The sequence below is a fragment of the Paraperibacillus marinus genome, assembly GCF_046237605.1.
GTDB classification, from domain to species: domain Bacteria; phylum Bacillota; class Bacilli; order Bacillales; family DSM-1321; genus Paraperibacillus; species Paraperibacillus marinus.
The window spans coordinates 3239962-3258488 of the sequence record NZ_CP143542.1 but is presented as its reverse complement, the minus strand read 5'-3'; the positions used below and the strand labels follow the sequence as shown (position 1 = coordinate 3258488).

The following is an 18527-nucleotide window of genomic DNA, read 5'->3' as shown; positions in this document are numbered from 1 at the left end:
GTCGACATGAAAGGATATCTGCACTTAGAAAATGGGGATAAATTTGAAGGGGAGTGGCTCTCTGAATCAGAGGGGAACTTTGAAGGGGAAGTGGTCTTTTTTACTGGCATGACGGGTTATCAGGAAGTTTTGACGGACCCTTCTTATAAAGGACAGATCGTCGTCTTTACGTATCCTCTAATCGGTAATTACGGCATCAATCAAGAGGATTTCGAAAGCAGGATGCCCCATGCGGCCGGGGTAGTCGTGTATCAGGGCACTAAGCATTACTCCCACTACAAAGCCGAATCCTCATTAATGGATTATTTGAATAAGTGGAATATCCCCCTGCTCGGCAAGGCAGATACCAGGGCGATCGTCAAAAGGATCAGGAGGGAAGGGTCCATGGGAGGCACTTTGTCAGCCGATGCCGCCCTTGCTTCCCCGGGCACCCAAAGAATGAGCGGACTTGTCCAAAGGGTCGCATCCAATGAAATCATAACCTGCGGAACAGGAAAGCATCATATTGTCATGCTTGATTTTGGCTATAAAAAGTCCATTCTGGATGAACTGCTGGCCAGGGACTGCCGGGTTACAACCGTGCCTTACCACACTGAGGCAAGCACTATAAATACCCTAAAGCCGGATGGAATTGTGTTATCCAATGGACCAGGTGATCCCAAGGCGCTCACTCAGTATATGAAATCAATCAGGGAGACTGTTTCAAGGTTTCCTACCATGGGCATCTGTCTTGGCCACCAGCTTCTGGCACTGGCTTTTGGCGGAAATACAGAGAGACTCCTGTTTGGCCACCGGGGAGCGAATCAGCCAGTTGTAAATATAAAAACTAAACAGGTATTTATGACCTCACAAAATCATGGATATGTTGTGAAGGATGGAAGCCTTGGCCAAACCGGGCTGTCCGTCCTGTACAAAAATGTGAATGATAACAGCATTGAAGGCCTGAAACACAATGTTCTGCCAATCATATCAGTTCAGTTCCATCCTGAAGCAAACCCTGGGCCGTATGAAAGTAATTATATTTTCGATGAATATATGGAAATGGTGAAACAAAAAGCTGGGAGAGAAAAAGCATATGCCTAAAGACACGAGCTTACAAACAATACTGGTTATAGGTTCCGGCCCGATTGTCATCGGGCAGGCAGCCGAATTCGATTATGCAGGCACACAGGGCTGCCTTGCACTAAAGGAAGAGGGATATAAAGTCATCCTGATCAACAGCAATCCTGCGACCATCATGACCGATGAGATTCATGCAGATAAGGTGTACTTTGAGCCGCTTACAAAAGAAGTGGTGACGAGGGTGATGGAAAAGGAAAAGCCTGACGGCCTGCTGGCAACCCTTGGCGGGCAGACTGGTTTGAACCTTGCCTTTGAACTGCATGAAGACGGCATACTCGACCGGTTAAATGTCCGCCTCCTGGGCACGCCGATTGATTCAATCAAACGGGGGGAGGACAGGGAGCTTTTTAGGAATCTGATGTATGAAATCAATGAACCTGTACCAGAGAGTGAAATTATAAAAACAGTGGAGGAAGCTGTACAGTTTGCGGATCAAATAGGTTTTCCAATTATCATCAGGCCGGCATATACATTGGGCGGTACCGGCGGCGGGATAGCGGGAAATATGGAGGAGTTCCGGGAGATTGTCAGGTCAGGCCTTCAGGAAAGTGCAATCGGGCAATGTCTCGTAGAAAAAAGCATCGCCGGCTTCAAGGAAATTGAATATGAGGTGATGCGGGATGCCGGCAACACCTGCATTACCATCTGCAACATGGAAAATATCGATCCGGTTGGCATACACACCGGCGATTCTATCGTGGTTGCGCCATCGCAGACACTCACGGATGAAGAATACAATCTCTTGCGGTCAGCCTCTATTAAGATCATTTCTTCCCTTGGGATTATCGGCGGCTGCAATATCCAGTTTGCTCTCGACCCTGAAAGCAAGCGTTACTACCTGATTGAAGTAAATCCAAGGGTAAGCCGCTCCTCTGCACTTGCATCTAAAGCCACCGGTTATCCTATCGCCAGGATTGCGGCTAAGCTTGCAGTCGGATACAGGCTGGATGAGTTGATGAATCCAGTCACAAGGAGCACTTACGCAAGCTTTGAGCCTGCGCTTGATTATACAGTGGTCAAATTCCCGCGCTGGCCATTTGATAAGTTCCCGGAAGCATATCGCAGGCTAGGAACACAGATGAAAGCGACCGGCGAGGTGATGGCGATAGAAAAAAGCCTGGAGGCAGCCCTGCAAAAGGCAATTGTCTCACTTGAGCTAAAACTTGACGGCCTTGAACTGCATAGCATTAAAGGTAAAACCATGGGAGAATTGATGAGGACACTTAAAGAAAGCACCGATGAAAGATTATTCATCATTTTTGAGCTGCTCAGGAGGGGCATATCCCTGGAAGAAATTCATAACGTCACCGCCATCGATTTGTACTATTTAAACTGTTTTAAAAATCTGGTGGAAATAGAAGGGCGTATTAAAGGGAACGGAGCAGATTCAGTTACACGGGAGGAACTCCAGCTTTATAAAGAGACGGGTTTTTCAGACAGTTTTCTTGGCCGCGCATGGAAAGTGGATGAATCACTCATCAGAAGCATCAGGAAAAAGTATGGGATCAGGGCTGCTTATAAAATGGTAGATACCTGTGCAGCTGAATTTGAATCAGCGACTAATTACTTTTATTCAACGTATTTTGGAGAAAATGAACAGATGCCCTCCAATAGGAAAAAGGTGCTGGTAATCGGGAGCGGTCCGATTCGCATCGGTCAGGGAATCGAGTTTGATTATTGTTCCGTGCATGCGGTCTATGCCTTAAAAGCTGAAGGATATGAGGCAGTGATGATCAATAACAATCCTGAAACAGTAAGCACAGATTTTGCGGCTTCTGACCGGCTGTATTTTGAACCCCTGACCATTGAATCCATCCTGAATGTACTTGAAGCTGAAGAAATTGATTCGGTCATCGTCCAATTCGGCGGCCAGACAGCGATCAATCTTGCGAAAGAGCTGGAGTCAAATGGTGTGAAACTTTTGGGAACGAGCTTTGATGTTCTTGATCAGACGGAGGACCGCAGCCGCTTTTACCAGCTGCTCCAAAAATTGGATATACCGCATATTCCCGGATATGAAGCAGGCAGTATTGAAGAGGTCTTCGCACACTGTGAGACCCTGGGCTTCCCTATCCTGCTGCGCCCTTCTTATGTGATCGGGGGGAGCGGCATGGTGGTCATCCATTCAAGGCAGGAGCTTCGTAAAAAGCTCGAGGATGGCTGGGAAATTGAATTTCCTGTCCTGATTGACAAATATATCAGAGGCAGTGAAGCAGAAGCGGATGTCATTGCGGACGGAAAGTCAGCCAGCATTCCCATGATTGCCGAGCATATCGAGAAAGCAGGGGTGCATTCTGGTGACAGCATGGTCTATCTTCCTGCGCAGAATATCAGCATATCCACCAAAAATCTGATGCAAGAGTATGCTCTGCGCCTTGTTAAGGAACTCGGCTATAAAGGATTGATGAATATCCAATTTGTGCTCGATGGAGAAAAGCTGTATGTCCTCGAAGTCAATCCAAGGGCAAGCAGGACTGTACCCATCATCAGCAAGCTGTCTGGGGTGCCGATGGTCCAAAATGCGACAAAAGTATTGCTTGGGAAATATTCTTTGTCGAATGAACCCGCCAGCCTATCCATGGAGTATCCATTCATCGCAGTGAAGTATCCCGTATTCTCAACCTACGCTCTTAGTGGACTGGATTCAAAAATCGGCCCGGAAATGAAATCAACAGGTGAAGGCATAGCCATAAGCCGCAGCAGGGAAGGCGCCTTATATAAAGCCTTCATGAAAAAAGGCGGCTTAGGCGGGAAAAACGAAATTCTTATAAGCCCCTCGACCAGACTTGACAGCGAATTAGAAACCCAGCTGGTGGAAAAAGGATTCCTGTTTACCGCCACCGAAGATCCGGCTGCATGGTTCCAGGAAGGAAATGGGGCTGCCGTACTTACCTTCGGGGCTGCCCCGGCAGATTTTGAGATCAGGAAGCTGGCGGCAAAATACAGGCTGCTGAGCTTTTCAGAATTAGAAACCTTCCGGGTATTCATGGAGTCATTATCAGGTGCTGTGGACGAGGTGGTTTCTTTGCAGGAATGGAAGATGAACATAGGAACAAGAGGTGAGAAAATTGGTAAATGATACAGGGGCGGCCAGGAGCAGAATATTATGTAAAAAAGATTTTTTGACGATAGCGGATTTCAGTCCGGGAGAAATCAGCAGTATATTGGATCTCGCCGCCCGGATAAAAACAAAAAGGGCTCTTGGGGAAATATACGAGCCGCTGAGAGGGAAGACTCTTGGAATGATCTTTGAAAAATCGTCCACCAGGACCCGGGTATCCTTTGAAACCGGCATGCTTCAGCTTGGAGGGCATGCACTGTTCCTCAGTTCACGCGACCTGCAGCTCGGACGGGGGGAAACCATTTCTGATACAGCCGGTGTTTTATCAGAATATGTGGACGGAATCATGATCAGGACCTTCAGTCATGAAAAAGTGGAAGAATTGGCAAGGTGCGCATCCGTGCCCGTAATCAATGGGCTGACGGATTTTGCTCATCCGTGCCAGGCGATTGCTGATTTATTGACAATCAGAGAAATAAAAGGATCCCTTAAAGGCTTGAAAATGGCCTATGTCGGAGATGGAAACAATATGGCTCACTCCCTTATGGAGGCTTGCGGGAAAATGGGTATACACTTTGCCCTTGCCTGTCCAAAGGAATATATGCCAGATCCAGTCTGCCTGGAAGCAAGCCGTCTGTCAGGCTCCATCTCCGGTGCAGATATTCAGGTTACTGAAGATGTGTGGAGAGCCGTGAAGGATGCTGACATCATATATTCAGATGTGTGGACCAGCATGGGCCAGGAAGAAGAAAATGAAATCAGGCTTGAAAAATTCAGGGGTTATAAAATCAATCAGGAGCTTGCCAATACAGCGGCAAGGGATTATGTATTTATGCACTGCCTGCCCGCCCATCGCGGCGAGGAAGTGGAAAGTGAAGTGATAGACGGCCCCCATTCAGTCATTTTTCACCAGGCAGGGAACCGCCTACATGCCCAAAAGGCATTATTGGTCGACCTGTTGCAATGAACTGGATTCACCGGGCATGAGAATGCCCGTCTTCTTTCTGTGGAAAAGGGGCGGAGCTGCTTGTATTATAAGTCTTTCAGCAGCTAGGTTTGAACATCATTTATCTTGCTGGCATTCCTGCCTGCGGCTTACTCCGCTCCACCGCCTTATTGTGTTTGTTCCTGCTCCCTGAGCAGGTTCCTTTCCATGCATGGGCTGAGAGTAGAAAACTCATGTTTGTTTACTGTGTTAGAAAAGTAATATTCCGAAGATAATATGGGAGGAAGGAGGGATAAAATGGGCCAGAAGCACAGATTTCAGGGTGGAAGCAAGGCCCCTAACAACGGCAGCTATGTAGAAGTCGGAGTGGGCGGCAGCATGGTAAGGAATCCGCGCAAGATTCATCTGAATGCCGGAGACAGCTTCCCCGAAACTACCAATGATGACAGACAGTGGGCTTACGCCCCCAAACCACAGGCGCAGAAGTGATTACAGGAATGCAAAAAGGGACACCTTTGTTCAGGTGCCCCTTTTTGCATATCCGAAAAGCAGCATCAATGATGCGGAGTTTTTGCCGGCTCGTCAGGAATGATGGAAGCGATGATTAAAATAAGCACAGTAACCACAACCCCAATAATTGCTCCCTGAGTAAAATCAGGTTCCACTCCGTTCATGGAGCTTACAACATATGTAAGCATGAGAACTAGCAGCATTGTCCAGAAAAAGGTCCAGAATACTTTCATAAAGTTCACCTCAATCCTAAAACGTCATTCTTATTTTATCATACAAGATTCTGTGAGTGCATGGCTTTTTTCTTTTCTTTGGTTTAATGACCATTCAAATATAGAATATACTTAATATTATAACTAGTGACAACTCCTGGCGGGAAAAGAGAATGAATGATAAGAAAGGGAGAGCAGGGTATGGAACAACGGATTTTCCAGTTTGATGGACAATGGAATATCGTTTATTACCCGGAGAGGCCAAGCGGGTTTGCTGTCATGATCCTCGGAGACAGACACCATTATGTCGATAAAGAGGGCAGCTATTGGCAGAATCATCCGGGCCGTTCAGAAATGCTGCAGCTCCTTAAAGATTCTGGATATACACTGTTTGCTTCAAATCTGTACAGGCCGAATTGGGGAAATGATCTATCCGTACATTCAGCCATCAAGCTGCGCCACCTGCTGATGAAAAGTGAGATCCTGAATGACCGGATTCATATCCTGGCTGAGGGAACAGGCGCACTTACTGCTTTGAAACTTATGACGGTGTGTCCAGAGGGATTCCGCTCTGCCGTTTTTCTTAATCCGTGCCTCTCCTTGAGTGAACTTATACAAAGGGAGAGGGAACGGAAAGTCTACTTTAAAGGTTTTGAGCAGGAAATTGCCCAGGCCTATAATCTGGATGCCGGCGAATTAAACCTCCTTGAAAGAGAGGAACTGAGAGGTACTGATATAAAAACGCCGCTGCAGATCATTCATGTGCTTGGCGGCAGTGAGGAAGATCAGTCTTATCTATATAAAGAACTTGAGGCAGCCAAACAGGCGGGAAGCGAAGTGGAGATTCAGTATCTTTTAGCAGAAAAGCGTTACAAATGCGGGGTGATTGCCAGGCAGTTTTTTAAAAGACATGAAAAATACCTCTAATTTACGAAATTGGGTAAATACAGGGCTCCTCATTCATATGATACAGAATATAGAGGGGAACAAGAGGTGAGGAAATGCAGAAATTTATAGTGGTCGGGAATTTTAGATTCCTTGGCTTTTATCTTTGCAAAAGGCTGCTGGAAGAAGGATACGAAGTAGTAGGGATTGACTGGGGTTCAGGAGACGAAGCCGCTTTTGAAAGTAAATTCCTGGAGGTCGGGAGAAACGGAAACTTTTCCTATCTGCCTATGGACGAATGGCAGCGGGAGGGAAGTGAAGATCCTGAAGCCGGGCTCCTTGTTTCATATTATGACTTTATAAAATCCGGAATGACAGCAGGAGAGGAATGGAACATGCTGAATGCTTTCAGCCAAGAAAGCGGCTGGGCCAAACAGGCAGTGTTTTTCCTTCCGCGCGGATATTCCCCTGGAATTCCCGCAGATATTTTCGGGCATTCAAATTGCAGGAAAGTATCTCTTCCAACCATTTACGGCCCATGGCAGCCTGCACATATGTGCTTCCAGGCTGCAATTGAAGGCCGAAGCAAGGAGGAAATCAGCGAAATCTGCAAAAGTGAATGCAATGATGATGCAATATTTGCTGAGGATCTAATGCAAATCATTCCCTCCATATTAAAAGGCAGGGAACAGGAAATCAGCGTATGGAGCGATGCTCCCCGGTCATGGCAGCAGTGTGCTGAACAAGTGGGGATTGAATATCCTCCTGGTGATTTCCTGGACGGGGTGCCGCGGGAGCACAGCGGCAGCCAGCTGCTCGTCCCTGTGTTGACGACTCCAGAAAATGGGATCCTGAAACAAACGGAACATTTTATGAAATTTCAGCAGCTGTCGAGATGGTAATGGGGCTTCCTGATTGAAAAGAAGACACTGCACGGATAAAATAGGCGTATGAACTAATTGTTTTGGCTCATAGGTCTTTTTTTTTTGGAGATTTTTATAAGGGGGAGGGAGTACGAGTATGGACCAAAATAGAAACATGGAATTCATGGCCATTGCCATGAAGTATTTTCCTGAAGCCAAGGAAAGGCTGGATAAGGCTGGAATAGAATTATCCATGGATCTTCTGCCGCATTTTATGGACTTATTCCAAAAGGTGATGCAGGATGCTTACGAGCTTGGAAAGCAGGATGCACTAAAATAAGGCACTTAAAAGGGTAAAAGCTGCGGGGCAGCTTTTATTTTTTTTTCTTGAATATGCCGAAAATCGGTGTAATCTGCTGTATGGCCGGTTTCACCTGATCATAGATATTCATGATGCTGTCCACTTGGTTCATCACTTTATCAAGGTCGATGCTGGATATTTTCTGAGTAAGGCTTTTGCTTTTATCTTCCTCTTCCTGTTTTTGAACACGGCGTCCGAACATGAATTGTGAAATGCGGTCCTGGTTTTCCGGTTTGTTCAACTTTCAGCCTCTCCTTTCAGATTTTCTTACTGCTACTATATGAAATGGAATAATCATGGACTAGACTATAGCCATGCTGTTAAGATTTTGCGTATTAAATATTGCATATAAATATTATTTTAGATAAAATTAGTACCAAGTCATAATAATTGCTAATAAAATAGAAAAGTATAAATTAAATGTAAGCAGAGGGGTTGTTTAGATGAATGCTGGAATAATCGGTATTGGCCGGTATCTGCCAGAAAAAATACTCACAAACTTTGACCTTGAAAAAATGGTGGATACCTCAGATGAATGGATCCGAACCAGGACCGGCATCGAGGAGCGCAGAATTGCCGGAGACGATATCAATACGTCCGATATGGCATATGAAGCTGCAAAGAAGGCCATCGAGAATGCGGGAATTGCCCCGGAAGAAATAGACTTGATCCTCGTGGCAACAGTCACTCCCGACAGGCCTTTTCCAACCGTTTCGTGTATGCTTCAGGAAAGGCTGGGAGCAAGAAAAGCTGCTGCCATGGATCTTAGCGCGGCCTGTGCCGGGTTCATGTATGGAATGATAACAGCAGGCCAATTCATCAAAACCGGCGCGTATAAACACATTTTAGTGATTGGCGTCGAGAAGCTCTCAAAAATTACAAATTGGGATGACCGCAACACCGCTGTCCTTTTTGGAGACGGGGCAGGCGCAGTCATCATGGGGCCGGTCGATGACGGAAAAGGTATTCTCTCCTTTGAACTCGGGTCTGATGGTTCTGGAGGCAAATATTTGTACCAGGACGGTTTATACCTTAGCATGAATGGAAGAGAAGTATTTAAATTTGCTGTACGGCAGATGGGTGAATCCAGCGTAAATGTGCTTGAAAAGGCTGGATTGACTAAAGATGATGTAGATATGCTCATTCCGCACCAGGCCAATATCAGGATTATGGAGTCAGCCCGAGAAAGGCTGGATCTACCGCCGGAGAAGATGTCCTGTACCGTCCATAAATACGGCAATACTTCCGCTGCTTCCATTCCCCTTTCACTTGTCGAAGAACTGGAAGCTGGCAAAGTGAAGGATGGCGATGTGATTGTTATGGTCGGTTTCGGAGGAGGCTTGACCTGGGGAGCCATCGCTCTCAAATGGGGAAGATAAGATTTAAAATAAATGGATGATGAGATAGAAAGGAAGAATTAAATGACTAAACGCAGAGTTGTTGTAACTGGATTAGGCTCGCTTACTCCAATCGGGAAGGATACTGAAACCTTCTGGCAGAATGCTATCGCGGGAGTTTCCGGGGTAGGACCGCTCACAAGGGTGAATGCTGAGGATTATCCGGCAAAAGTAGCCGCTGAAATAAATGATTTTAATTCTGCAGATTTTATTGATAAGAAGGATGCCAGGAAAATGGACCGCTTCACCCAGTATGCGGTGGCTGCGTCATTAATGGCTGTGAAAGACGCCGGCCTTGAGATTAATGAGAACAACGCTGCCCGCGTTGGAGTATGGATCGGGTCAGGCATCGGCGGGATGGAAACATTTGAAAACCAATTCGAGACTCTTCTTAACAGGGGTCCCCGCAGAGTCAGCCCTTTCTTCGTGCCCATGATGATTCCGGATATGGCTGCGGGACAGGTTTCGATCACTCTTGGTGCCAAAGGATTCAACTCATGTACGGTAACTGCCTGTGCCACAGGCACCAATTCGATCGGAGATGCTTTTAAAGTCATCCAGCGGGGAGACGCGGATGCGATGGTGACCGGCGGCTCAGAAGCGCCGATCACCAGGATGGCCATTGCAGGCTTTTGTGCAAATACTGCCCTCACAACTAATCCTGATCCCAAGACGGCAAGCAGGCCGTTTGATAAGAACAGGGATGGCTTTGTCATAGGAGAAGGAGCTGGGATTATAGTCCTTGAGGAATTGGAGCACGCCCTTGCCAGAGGGGCTAAGATTTATGCTGAAATAGTCGGGTACGGGGCGACAGGTGATGCCCACCATATCACCGCACCTGCTCCCGGGGGAGAAGGCGGCGCACGTGCGATGAGAATGGCTGTTGAGGATGCCGGGCTGCGTCCTGAAGATATTCAATACATCAACGCTCACGGCACCAGCACCCCTTATAATGACAAATTCGAGACCATGGCAATCAAGGAAGTGTTCGGGGACAGTGCAGCCAATCTCGCCGTTAGCTCTACTAAATCGATGACCGGTCATCTGCTTGGGGCAGCTGGCGGCATAGAAGCGATCCTGACGGTGCTCGCAATTAAAAACAATCTTGTACCGCCGACCATTAACCTTGAGGAACAGGATCCGGAATGCGATCTCGATTATGTTCCTAATAAAGCCCGGGAAATGGAAGTGAACGCTGCTATGAGCAATTCATTGGGCTTTGGCGGCCACAATGCAACCCTGGTATTCAAGAAATTTAAATAAATGCACAAAACAAACATGAGTTTTCTGCTCTCAGCCCATGAATGGAAAGGGACTTAGACAAGAGCAGGAACAAACATAATAAGGCGTTAGAGCGGAGAAAGGTGCAGGCAGGAATGCCAGCAAGATAAATGATGTTGCCACATAGCTGCAGGAAACCTTATGATACATGCAGCTCCGCCCCTTTTCCACGCAACCGGTTCCTATATGGAGCCGGTTTTTTCTTGTGCCTTGTGGCGCTGCCTGCTTTTAGTGGATTTCTCATTTGGAAATGGCACATTCCAGTCTGCCGCATATAATAAACCATAATTTTGATGAAGGGATGAGAGGGGTATGGGCGTCATTCACACAGATAAATGGCTAAAGGAACATCTGGATAACCCTCTTCAGCTTTGCGGCAGATTCAAGAAGCTATTCAATGAGTCATCGGAACAGCTGGTGTATCAATACTTAGTGAGGAATGGGATGTACAGATATTCCAGGAGATCCCGGGATGATTTCCAGAAACTTCAGGAAAAAAAGGTTTGGGAAAAAATTTCCTCTCACTTTAGTTCTTACCGGAAAAAGTGGAAGGGCCCAGACATCCCTGTTTTCATTTTTCCGCATGGGAGCACAGGCATCCTTGACGGGGGAAAAAACCGCAAATCTGGACTGGCTTTTAAAGATAAGATTTTCCTATTCTATGCGCCAGGATTAAGAGATAAAGAATTAGAGGCAGTCTTTGTGCATGAATATCATCATGTCTGCAGGCTGCATGCCATGAAAAAAGACATGCAGGACTACGGCCTCGGGGATTCCATTGTTCTTGAAGGCCTTGCTGAACAAGCAGTGGAACAGAATGTCGGCCCTGACTTCCTTGCCGATTGGACAAAATTATACAGCCCCAGGGAGACTCTCGGCCTTGGGAAAAAATATATAGCTAAAAATTTATCTGTAAAAAAAACAGAACCGCTTCATGACCAGCTGCTTTACGGGGGCGGCAGGGTCCCTAAAATGCTCGGTTATTGCACGGGTTATATGGCCGTACTTAAGTATGCAAAGGAGAAAGGGCTTGAGCAGGAGGATACTTTCACCCAATCATCCGCTGAATTCCTGTCTGGCTATTTTTAAACGAGCCCCCTCTGAATCCGCTTTTTTGCATAGATTTTTCAGCCGGTGTATATATTTCTTAATAACCATTTATAAGGGCTGCTGCAGGTCCTCAGGAGAAAGGGAGCCAAGGCGCCTTTTCTTCTTTAAAAAAATGTTCAACCGCGGCAGCACAGGAATATTTTTACTTGGAAATGCCTATACTGATGGACAAACAGTTTTCAAGTAAGTGAGGGGTAAGATGATGTTATATCTCCATGATGTATGGGTTAATTGGTTTGAAGGGGAAGAAAACGGGTATAATATTTGCCACTTTCATGAGTGGAGAAAAGACGATGGTATAGAACTGCTCGATCAGGTGCCGCTCATCAAAGTATCATCTTCTATGTTTCACTATATTGAAAATGATTTATCCGAACTTCCTAAAGAATTGCTCGATGATATTTTTCAAAAAGGTTACGCCCGAAAGAATCATGAACGTATTCAGATGGATTATTGTTTTATAGCGACAGATGGAAACGGCATACTTGCTGTTGACACAATCGGCTATAACATTCCAATCCGTAAAAGCAGGCTGATTCCAAGACAGGAGCAGCTTGTTTATGAAATGGTTGAAAATCATGAAGAATCTCCTTATGAAAACAAAAGACAGGACAAAGAGGCAAAGGAATACCACATTTTATCACCTTCCCCCGACCTGATGCAGGGACTGACCCGGAAGGAGCGCCAGCTCAAACAGCTGCTCTTCATGGCGCTTGACCAGCTCCATTCATCCAAGAATACAGCGGAGATCAGGTACTGGTATACAGAATGGTCGCCGCATAAGTATGAATACATCCAGAACCTGGGCTTTGAAACAGCATGGAAAGAGCTCTATGAGGCGGCTAAATATGATTGGAGCCCCAAACATTTGTCCCTATGCGGAAACTTGATCAAGGGACAGCCGTTTTTTGAAAAACTCTGGGAAATGGAAGTTGGGGACAGTCCGCCAGTATTATAGAAGAAACACATATACTTTAAAGCAGCAAAGAGGCTTTCCTCATCAGGAAAGCCTCTTTGTTGTATGCGGCATGCTTCATCTCTTTCTGCCAAGGCCCATGGCATTATTGATCTTCCTGATCATTTTGCCGGCTTCGCGGTTTGCTTTTTCGGCACCGCGGTCAAGGATTTCATCCAGTTCCTCGGAGTTGATCAGGCTGTTATATCTCTTCTGTATCGGTAATAGGGCATCAATGACCACATTTGCCAAATCGCCCTTAAAATCACCGTATCCTTTTCCTTTGTAGCTCTCTTCGATGTCCTGCACTGGCTTCCCGCTGAATATAGAATAAATGGACAGCAGGTTTGAGACTCCCGGTTTGTTTTCTTTGTCAAATTTGACGATGCCTTCTGAGTCGGTGACCGCACTCTTTATTTTTTTCTCAATGGTCCTTGCGTCATCAAGAAGGGTGATGAAGGCTTTCTTATTCACATCAGATTTACTCATTTTCTTGTGAGGGTCCTGGAGGGACATAACCCTTGCCCCTACTTCAGGCAGGCGGATCTCCGGGATTGTAAAGATATCGTTGTATTTCCTGTTGAATCTTTCAGCAAGGTCCCGGGTCAGTTCAATATGCTGCTTCTGGTCATCCCCAACAGGCACAAGATCGGTCTTATATAGGAGGATATCAGCTGCCATTAGCGGAGGATATGTTAACAGCCCTGAAGAGACGGCATCTTTGCCGGTCGATTTATCCTTGAATTGTGTCATCCTCTCAAGTTCCCCTATATAGGAAATGCATTGCATGACCCAGCCTGCCTGCGCATGTGCGGGTACCTCTGATTGGATGAAGATAGTGGCCTTTTCCGGGTCGAGACCGATGGAAAGATACAGGGCTGCAAGGCTTCTGACATTCTTCCTTAGTTCAAGCCTGTCTTGTGGCATTGTAATAGCATGCTGGTCGACAATGCAGAAATAACAATTATAATCGTGCTGAAGGTCAACAAATTGTTTCATTGCCCCGATATAATTGCCGATCGTTACATTGCCAGTCGGCTGGATGCCGGAAAATATAGTCTTCATTCAGTAACAACTCCTAGTATGATGATCTGATATATCAGCCATAAAAAAAACCAATCTATCCCTCTGGGGACGAATGGCATTTTTTAAATGGACCGTCCATTTTCTCTGGCGCCCGTGTCCAATTGTCCCGGTTCAAGCATCCGGGACAGAGTTTCCGCCATGCCCAGCTGAAAAATGGTTTAAAGTTTTATAGTCTATTTTATCCTAACAGAAGGCTTTTCTGCAACTATGCTAGAGCACAGCAAGGAGACTAATTGCGCATCCAAGGAGTCCGGCAAGGAAAAAAGGAAGTGTGAAGCTGTATTTTTTATTAACGGGATACTCGGTCTTATCCAGTTCTTCCGTATCAAACTGGGCAACATAAGCGCCAAGTCTATCCAATTTCAGGAAGTTCTTCATGCTGAAAATGATGCCGTTAAAGAATCCTCCTTCCACTACAAAGAGGAAGGCAGCTGCCATAATGAGAAACAGCCCATTGAAAAAAAGAGCATTCATAAATGAAACGAAGTACGTGTAGCCTCCTAAAAAAGCAAAGACAGCCGACAGCAGGATGGTTGCCAAAAAAACAATGGCAGATCGTTTAATCATAGCGGTTAATATTCCTCCAAAAACAAGCAAAATTCACTATAAAAAAGTATAGCTATTAATGGACTTAATACGCAAGCATTATTAAAATAGAGAGCAAAAACAGAGTATTTCTAAATGGAGAAATGCCAGCACATTTCATAATTTGGAATATTTTCCTTTCGAAAATCTTTAGAATTTTCCCAAGTCTGAATAAGTTATTAAGAAAATTTTAAGGTAAAAATAAGAATATTTTTCCTGTCTTGACACATGAAAACCCTGAGAAATAAAGGTTTTTCTTAAATAGTAATTTTTTTCCTGAAATCTCCCCGTAAAGAAATTGTAAAAAAAACATTGAAAAATTATATGGATTAAACTTATAATAAGAACGAAATCTTCAGAAAATTTGAAGATAAAACAATGGGGAGGTCAATCTAGAATGAACAAAAAGTTTTCGTTTCTTTTGGTTCTAGTTCTTGCTCTAAGCACGTTCCTTGCTGCATGCAGCGGCGGCGGCGAAAAAGCAGGGAGCAAAGGATCTGATTCAAAAGGGGACAGCAAAGGGTCTGACTCCAAAAAAGAGCAGGTATTAAATTTAATCGCATCTTCCGAGATTCCATCCATGGACTCTACACTTGCAACTGACTCCGTTTCATTCAATGTAATGAATAACGTATACGAGGGTCTTTACCGCCTGGACAAGGAGAACCAGCCTGCTCTTGGTATGGCTGCCGAAGAGCCTAAGGTAAGTGAAGACGGCAAAACTTATACGTTCAAAATCCGCGATGCAAAATGGTCTAACGGCGACGCTGTTACAGCCAACGACTTCGTTTTCTCTTGGAGACGCGCAGTTGACCCAGCTACAGCAGCTGAATATGCTTACATGCTGTATGATATCAAAGGTGCTGAAGAAATCAACACTGGCAAAGCTAAGGTTGACACTCTGGGCGTCAAGGCTATCGATGATAAGACCCTTGAAATCCAATTGAAAAACAACATTCCTTACTTCAAATCTCTACTGTCATTTGGAACTTTCTACCCGCAAAACGAAAAGTTCTTTAAAGAACAAGGCAAGAAATATGCTCTAGAAGCTAACACAGGCGTGTACAATGGGCCATTCACGCTCAGCGACTGGAAACATGAGCAAAGCTTCCAGCTTAAGAAGAATGCTTCTTACTGGGACAAGGACACTGTAAAACTTGAAACAATCAACTTCAATATTGTTAAAGACACAGCTACTGGCGTTAACCTTTATGAAACCAAAAAAGCTGACCGCGTTGGCTTGAATGCTGAATTTGTTGATAAGTACAAAGATGATCCAAACTTTGCAACATCTCCAGATACTTCTGTATTCTTCCTTCGTTTGAACGAGAAGAACAAAGTACTTAAGAACAGGGATGCTCGTAAGGCAATCGACATGGCTTGGGATAAAAAAGCATTTGTCGATGTTATCCTTAACAATGGATCAACTCCTGCAAACTTCCTGGTACCTGGGAAATTCGCTGAAGGTCCGGACGGAAAAGATTTCCGTGAAACAAACGGTGAACTTTCTAAACTGGATGTAAACGAAGCTAAAAAGCTTTGGGCAAAAGCTAAAAAAGAAGCTGGATTCGACAAGGTTACTTTAGAACTGCTTAACTATGACGATGACAGTGCTGCTAAAATCAGCCAATACCTGAAAGAACAGCTTGAAACGAACCTTGAAGGCCTGACCATCAACATCAAGCCACAGCCGTTCAAGCAGAAGCTTGACCTTGAATCAAAAGGAAACTATGACTTCTCATTCGCTGGATGGGGCCCTGACTATCAGGATCCAATGACATTCATCGACATGTTCGTAACAAATGGAGCTCACAACCAAATGGGCTACTCAAACCCGAAATATGACAAGCTTGTTAAAGATGCTAAAGGTCCGCTATTGTCAGACCTGGATGCTCGCTGGAAAGCATTATTAGAAGCTGAAAAGATCCTTATGGATGATGCTGCCATTTCTCCTATGTACCAAAGAGGTACTGCATTCCTTCAACGTGAATATGTTAAGGATGTTGTAGAGCACCCATTTGGCGGAGACTTCGGCTATAAATGGGCTCACATTGAGTAATCTCTGATTACTGGATGTATAGCAGAGGAGAGTATGTGCTGAACTCACATACTCTCCTTTTTCCCTTATCACAGAAATATCTGAATTAATAGATTTATAGAAAAAAATACTAATAGAAAAGGGGGGCTAACGGGATGTTGCGTTATACTCTTCAAAGAATCGTATACATGCTGATAACTTTATTCGTTATTGCTACACTGACGTTTTTCCTGATGAAGCTGCTTCCTGGTTCACCTCTGAAAAGCCAGGACAAGCTGACACCAGAGCAGGTATAGATCATCAATGAAAAATATGGGCTTAATGATCCTCTGCCAGTTCAATATGTGAACTATATTGCCAATTTAGCAAAAGGTGATTTAGGGCTTTCGTTCCAATATGATAACCGCCCGGTTTCAGAAATCATCTCAGGAAGAATCGGACCATCAGCGCAGCTAGGCTTACAGGCGCTAATCATAGGATCAATTGTTGGCCTAATTTTAGGGATAATTGCTGCTATTAAGCACAATACATTTTTCGATTACGGAGCTACATTCCTGGCTGTTTTAGGTATCTCCATTCCTTCATTCGTCTTTGCAGGCTTCCTGCAGTTCATCCTTGGTGTAAAACTCCAAATGCTTCCGGTAGCATTATGGGAGGGCTTTACGTATACAATCATGCCGACAATAGCATTATCAGGATTCGTAATTGCCAATATCTCCCGGTTCATGAGAACAGAGCTGCTTGAAGTAATGAACTCAGATTATATTATGCTCGCCAAGGCAAAAGGCATGAGCCAATCTGGCATCGTTGTTAAGCATGCTATCAGGAATGCGCTGATCCCAGTAATCACAATCATCGGGCCGCTGGCAGTAAACATCATGACGGGATCTCTAGTAATCGAAAGAATTTTTGCGATCCCAGGATTAGGGGAACAATTTGTCAAATCTATCAACACAAATGATTACACAGTCATAATGGGTACTACCATTTTCTATAGTGCTCTCTTCATCTTTATCATTTTCGTAGTCGATATCCTCTACGGAGTTGTCGATCCAAGAATTCGTCTGGCAGGAGGGAAAAAATAATGGAACAAAAGCAAATACCGCTTTCTTCTGACTTATTCCGTCCCGCCGGCAGCAAGGGCGACCTTGAAAAAATTGAAAGGCCGAGTCTGAGCTACTGGCAGGATGCATGGCACAGATTAAGAAAAAATAAAGGCGCGATATTCGGCCTGATCATTGTAGTCATCATCACCCTGCTTGCCATTATCGCACCGATAACAAGCAGCCATACGTATAAACAGCAAAATCTTGCGCTGTCAAAGATGCCTCCTAAAATGCCGGTTCTTGAGCATGTTCCATTCCTTGGGCTTGACGGAAAGGATAAGGATGGCTTCGATGTTTATAAAGCCAAGAACGTCAAAGAATATTACTGGTTCGGAACGGATGACCTTGGACGCGACCAATGGGTCCGTGTATGGCAGGGAACCCGGATTTCCCTGATCATCGCTGTAGCCGCAGCCTTGATTGATTTATTCATTGGAATCATTTATGGCGGAGTCGCCGGTTTCTATGGGGGCAGGACAGATAATATCATGATGAGGATCATTGAAATCTTGATCGGTATCCCTAACCTGATTCTGGTCATTCTCTTTATCCTGATTTTCAAGCCGGGGGTTTCATCGATTATCCTCGCAATGGTCATTACAGGCTGGACCGGAATGGCAAGGATTGTCCGCGGCCAGATCCTGAAAATGAAAGAACAGGAGTTTGTTTTAGCTTCCAAGACACTGGGTGCGCCAAACTCCAGATTGATAGGAAAGCACTTGATACCTAACGTACTTGGCCCTATCATCGTAACAACAATGTTCACAGTGCCAGGCGCGATTTTCACCGAAGCATTCCTAAGCTTCATCGGACTTGGAATTGCACCGCCTCAGGCTTCACTTGGTGCGTTGGTCAATGACGGATTCAGGTTCATTCAGACCTATCCATATCAGCTGATCATCCCATCCATTGTAATCAGCCTGCTGATCCTCAGCTTTAACCTGCTGGGTGACGGTCTGCGTGATGCGCTGGATCCGAAAATGCGCAAGTAATAAAGGAGGAGAAGAAA

17 protein-coding genes and 1 pseudogene are annotated in these 18527 nt (G+C 45.2%); 14 read left to right on the top strand and 4 right to left on the bottom strand.

What is annotated here, in order from left to right; genetic code table 11:
- Positions 1-6 precede the first annotated feature (6 nt).
- From V1498_RS16455 to V1498_RS16440, 4 genes are all read left to right on the top strand, one after another.
- The gene (locus V1498_RS16455; RefSeq protein WP_409294752.1) at positions 7-1083 is read left to right on the top strand and encodes a carbamoyl phosphate synthase small subunit; all 1077 of its coding nucleotides are present in this window, start codon (positions 7-9) and stop codon (positions 1081-1083) included.
- Positions 1076-4201: a carbamoyl phosphate synthase large subunit gene (locus tag V1498_RS16450; RefSeq protein ID WP_409294751.1), complete on the top strand. Its 3126-nt coding sequence runs from the start codon at positions 1076-1078 to the stop codon at positions 4199-4201. The genes V1498_RS16455 and V1498_RS16450 overlap by 8 nt, the downstream gene beginning before the upstream one ends.
- The gene (gene argF / locus V1498_RS16445; protein ID WP_409294750.1) at positions 4191-5150 is read left to right on the top strand and encodes an ornithine carbamoyltransferase; all 960 of its coding nucleotides are present in this window, start codon (positions 4191-4193) and stop codon (positions 5148-5150) included. Before V1498_RS16450 ends, argF begins: the two co-directional genes overlap by 11 nt.
- A 276-nt stretch (positions 5151-5426) precedes the next feature.
- Positions 5427-5618, top strand: coding sequence for a YjzC family protein (locus tag V1498_RS16440; RefSeq protein WP_409291806.1), 192 nt, complete (start codon positions 5427-5429; stop codon positions 5616-5618).
- Between the two features lie 65 nt (positions 5619-5683).
- On the opposite strand, the gene V1498_RS16435 is transcribed toward V1498_RS16440, so the two are convergent.
- Positions 5684-5872: a YjzD family protein gene (locus tag V1498_RS16435; RefSeq protein ID WP_409294749.1), complete on the bottom strand. Its 189-nt coding sequence runs from the start codon at positions 5870-5872 to the stop codon at positions 5684-5686.
- A gap of 180 nt (positions 5873-6052) precedes the next feature.
- On the opposite strand from V1498_RS16435, the gene V1498_RS16430 reads away from it, so the two are divergent.
- From V1498_RS16430 to V1498_RS16420, 3 genes are all read left to right on the top strand, one after another.
- Positions 6053-6778, top strand: a complete 726-nt coding sequence (locus V1498_RS16430) for a hypothetical protein (RefSeq protein WP_409294748.1) — start codon at positions 6053-6055, stop codon at positions 6776-6778.
- Positions 6779-6852: 74 nt separating this feature from the next.
- Positions 6853-7638: a hypothetical protein gene (locus V1498_RS16425; RefSeq protein ID WP_409294747.1), complete on the top strand. Its 786-nt coding sequence runs from the start codon at positions 6853-6855 to the stop codon at positions 7636-7638.
- Between the two features lie 118 nt (positions 7639-7756).
- Entirely contained in the window at positions 7757-7939 is a 183-nt protein-coding gene (locus V1498_RS16420; RefSeq protein WP_409294746.1) for a ComZ family protein, read from the top strand.
- A 34-nt stretch (positions 7940-7973) separates the two neighbouring features.
- On the opposite strand, the gene V1498_RS16415 is transcribed toward V1498_RS16420, so the two are convergent.
- Entirely contained in the window at positions 7974-8201 is a 228-nt protein-coding gene (locus tag V1498_RS16415; RefSeq protein ID WP_409294745.1) for a hypothetical protein, read from the bottom strand.
- Between the two features lie 202 nt (positions 8202-8403).
- On the opposite strand from V1498_RS16415, the gene V1498_RS16410 reads away from it, so the two are divergent.
- The 4 genes from V1498_RS16410 (at position 8404) to V1498_RS16395 (ending at position 12706) form a co-directional block, all read left to right on the top strand.
- Positions 8404-9339 carry a beta-ketoacyl-ACP synthase III gene (locus V1498_RS16410; RefSeq protein ID WP_409294744.1) on the top strand — a complete coding sequence of 312 codons (936 nt, stop codon included), beginning with the start codon at positions 8404-8406 and terminating at the stop codon, positions 9337-9339.
- Between the two features lie 42 nt (positions 9340-9381).
- Positions 9382-10620, top strand: coding sequence for a beta-ketoacyl-ACP synthase II (gene fabF / locus V1498_RS16405; protein ID WP_409294743.1), 1239 nt, complete (start codon positions 9382-9384; stop codon positions 10618-10620).
- A 330-nt stretch (positions 10621-10950) separates the two neighbouring features.
- Positions 10951-11727: a DUF2268 domain-containing protein gene (locus V1498_RS16400; RefSeq protein WP_409294742.1), complete on the top strand. Its 777-nt coding sequence runs from the start codon at positions 10951-10953 to the stop codon at positions 11725-11727.
- Between the two features lie 223 nt (positions 11728-11950).
- Positions 11951-12706 (top strand): YjbA family protein, encoded by a 756-nt coding sequence (locus tag V1498_RS16395; RefSeq protein ID WP_409299324.1) that lies wholly within the window; start codon positions 11951-11953, stop codon positions 12704-12706.
- Positions 12707-12781: 75 nt separating this feature from the next.
- Here the strand turns inward: V1498_RS16395 and trpS are convergent, their stop codons facing one another.
- Together trpS and V1498_RS16385 are read right to left on the bottom strand one after the other, a co-directional pair.
- Positions 12782-13768, bottom strand: a complete 987-nt coding sequence (trpS, locus tag V1498_RS16390; protein WP_409294741.1) for a tryptophan--tRNA ligase — start codon at positions 13766-13768, stop codon at positions 12782-12784.
- Between the two features lie 231 nt (positions 13769-13999).
- Positions 14000-14356: a DUF3899 domain-containing protein gene (locus V1498_RS16385; protein WP_409294740.1), complete on the bottom strand. Its 357-nt coding sequence runs from the start codon at positions 14354-14356 to the stop codon at positions 14000-14002.
- 415 nt (positions 14357-14771) lie between these two features.
- Here V1498_RS16385 and V1498_RS16380 point away from each other — a divergent pair, with 415 nt between their 5' ends.
- The 3 genes and pseudogenes from V1498_RS16380 to opp3C all read left to right on the top strand — a co-directional run bounded on the left by V1498_RS16380 (position 14772) and on the right by opp3C (position 18510).
- Entirely contained in the window at positions 14772-16433 is a 1662-nt protein-coding gene (locus V1498_RS16380) for a peptide ABC transporter substrate-binding protein (protein ID WP_409294739.1), read from the top strand.
- A gap of 134 nt (positions 16434-16567) precedes the next feature.
- Positions 16568-17497: pseudogene (gene opp3b / locus V1498_RS16375) on the top strand (oligopeptide ABC transporter permease).
- Positions 17497-18510, top strand: coding sequence for an oligopeptide ABC transporter permease (gene opp3C / locus V1498_RS16370; protein ID WP_409294738.1), 1014 nt, complete (start codon positions 17497-17499; stop codon positions 18508-18510). Before opp3b ends, opp3C begins: the two are co-directional and overlap by 1 nt.
- Positions 18511-18527 lie beyond the last annotated feature (17 nt).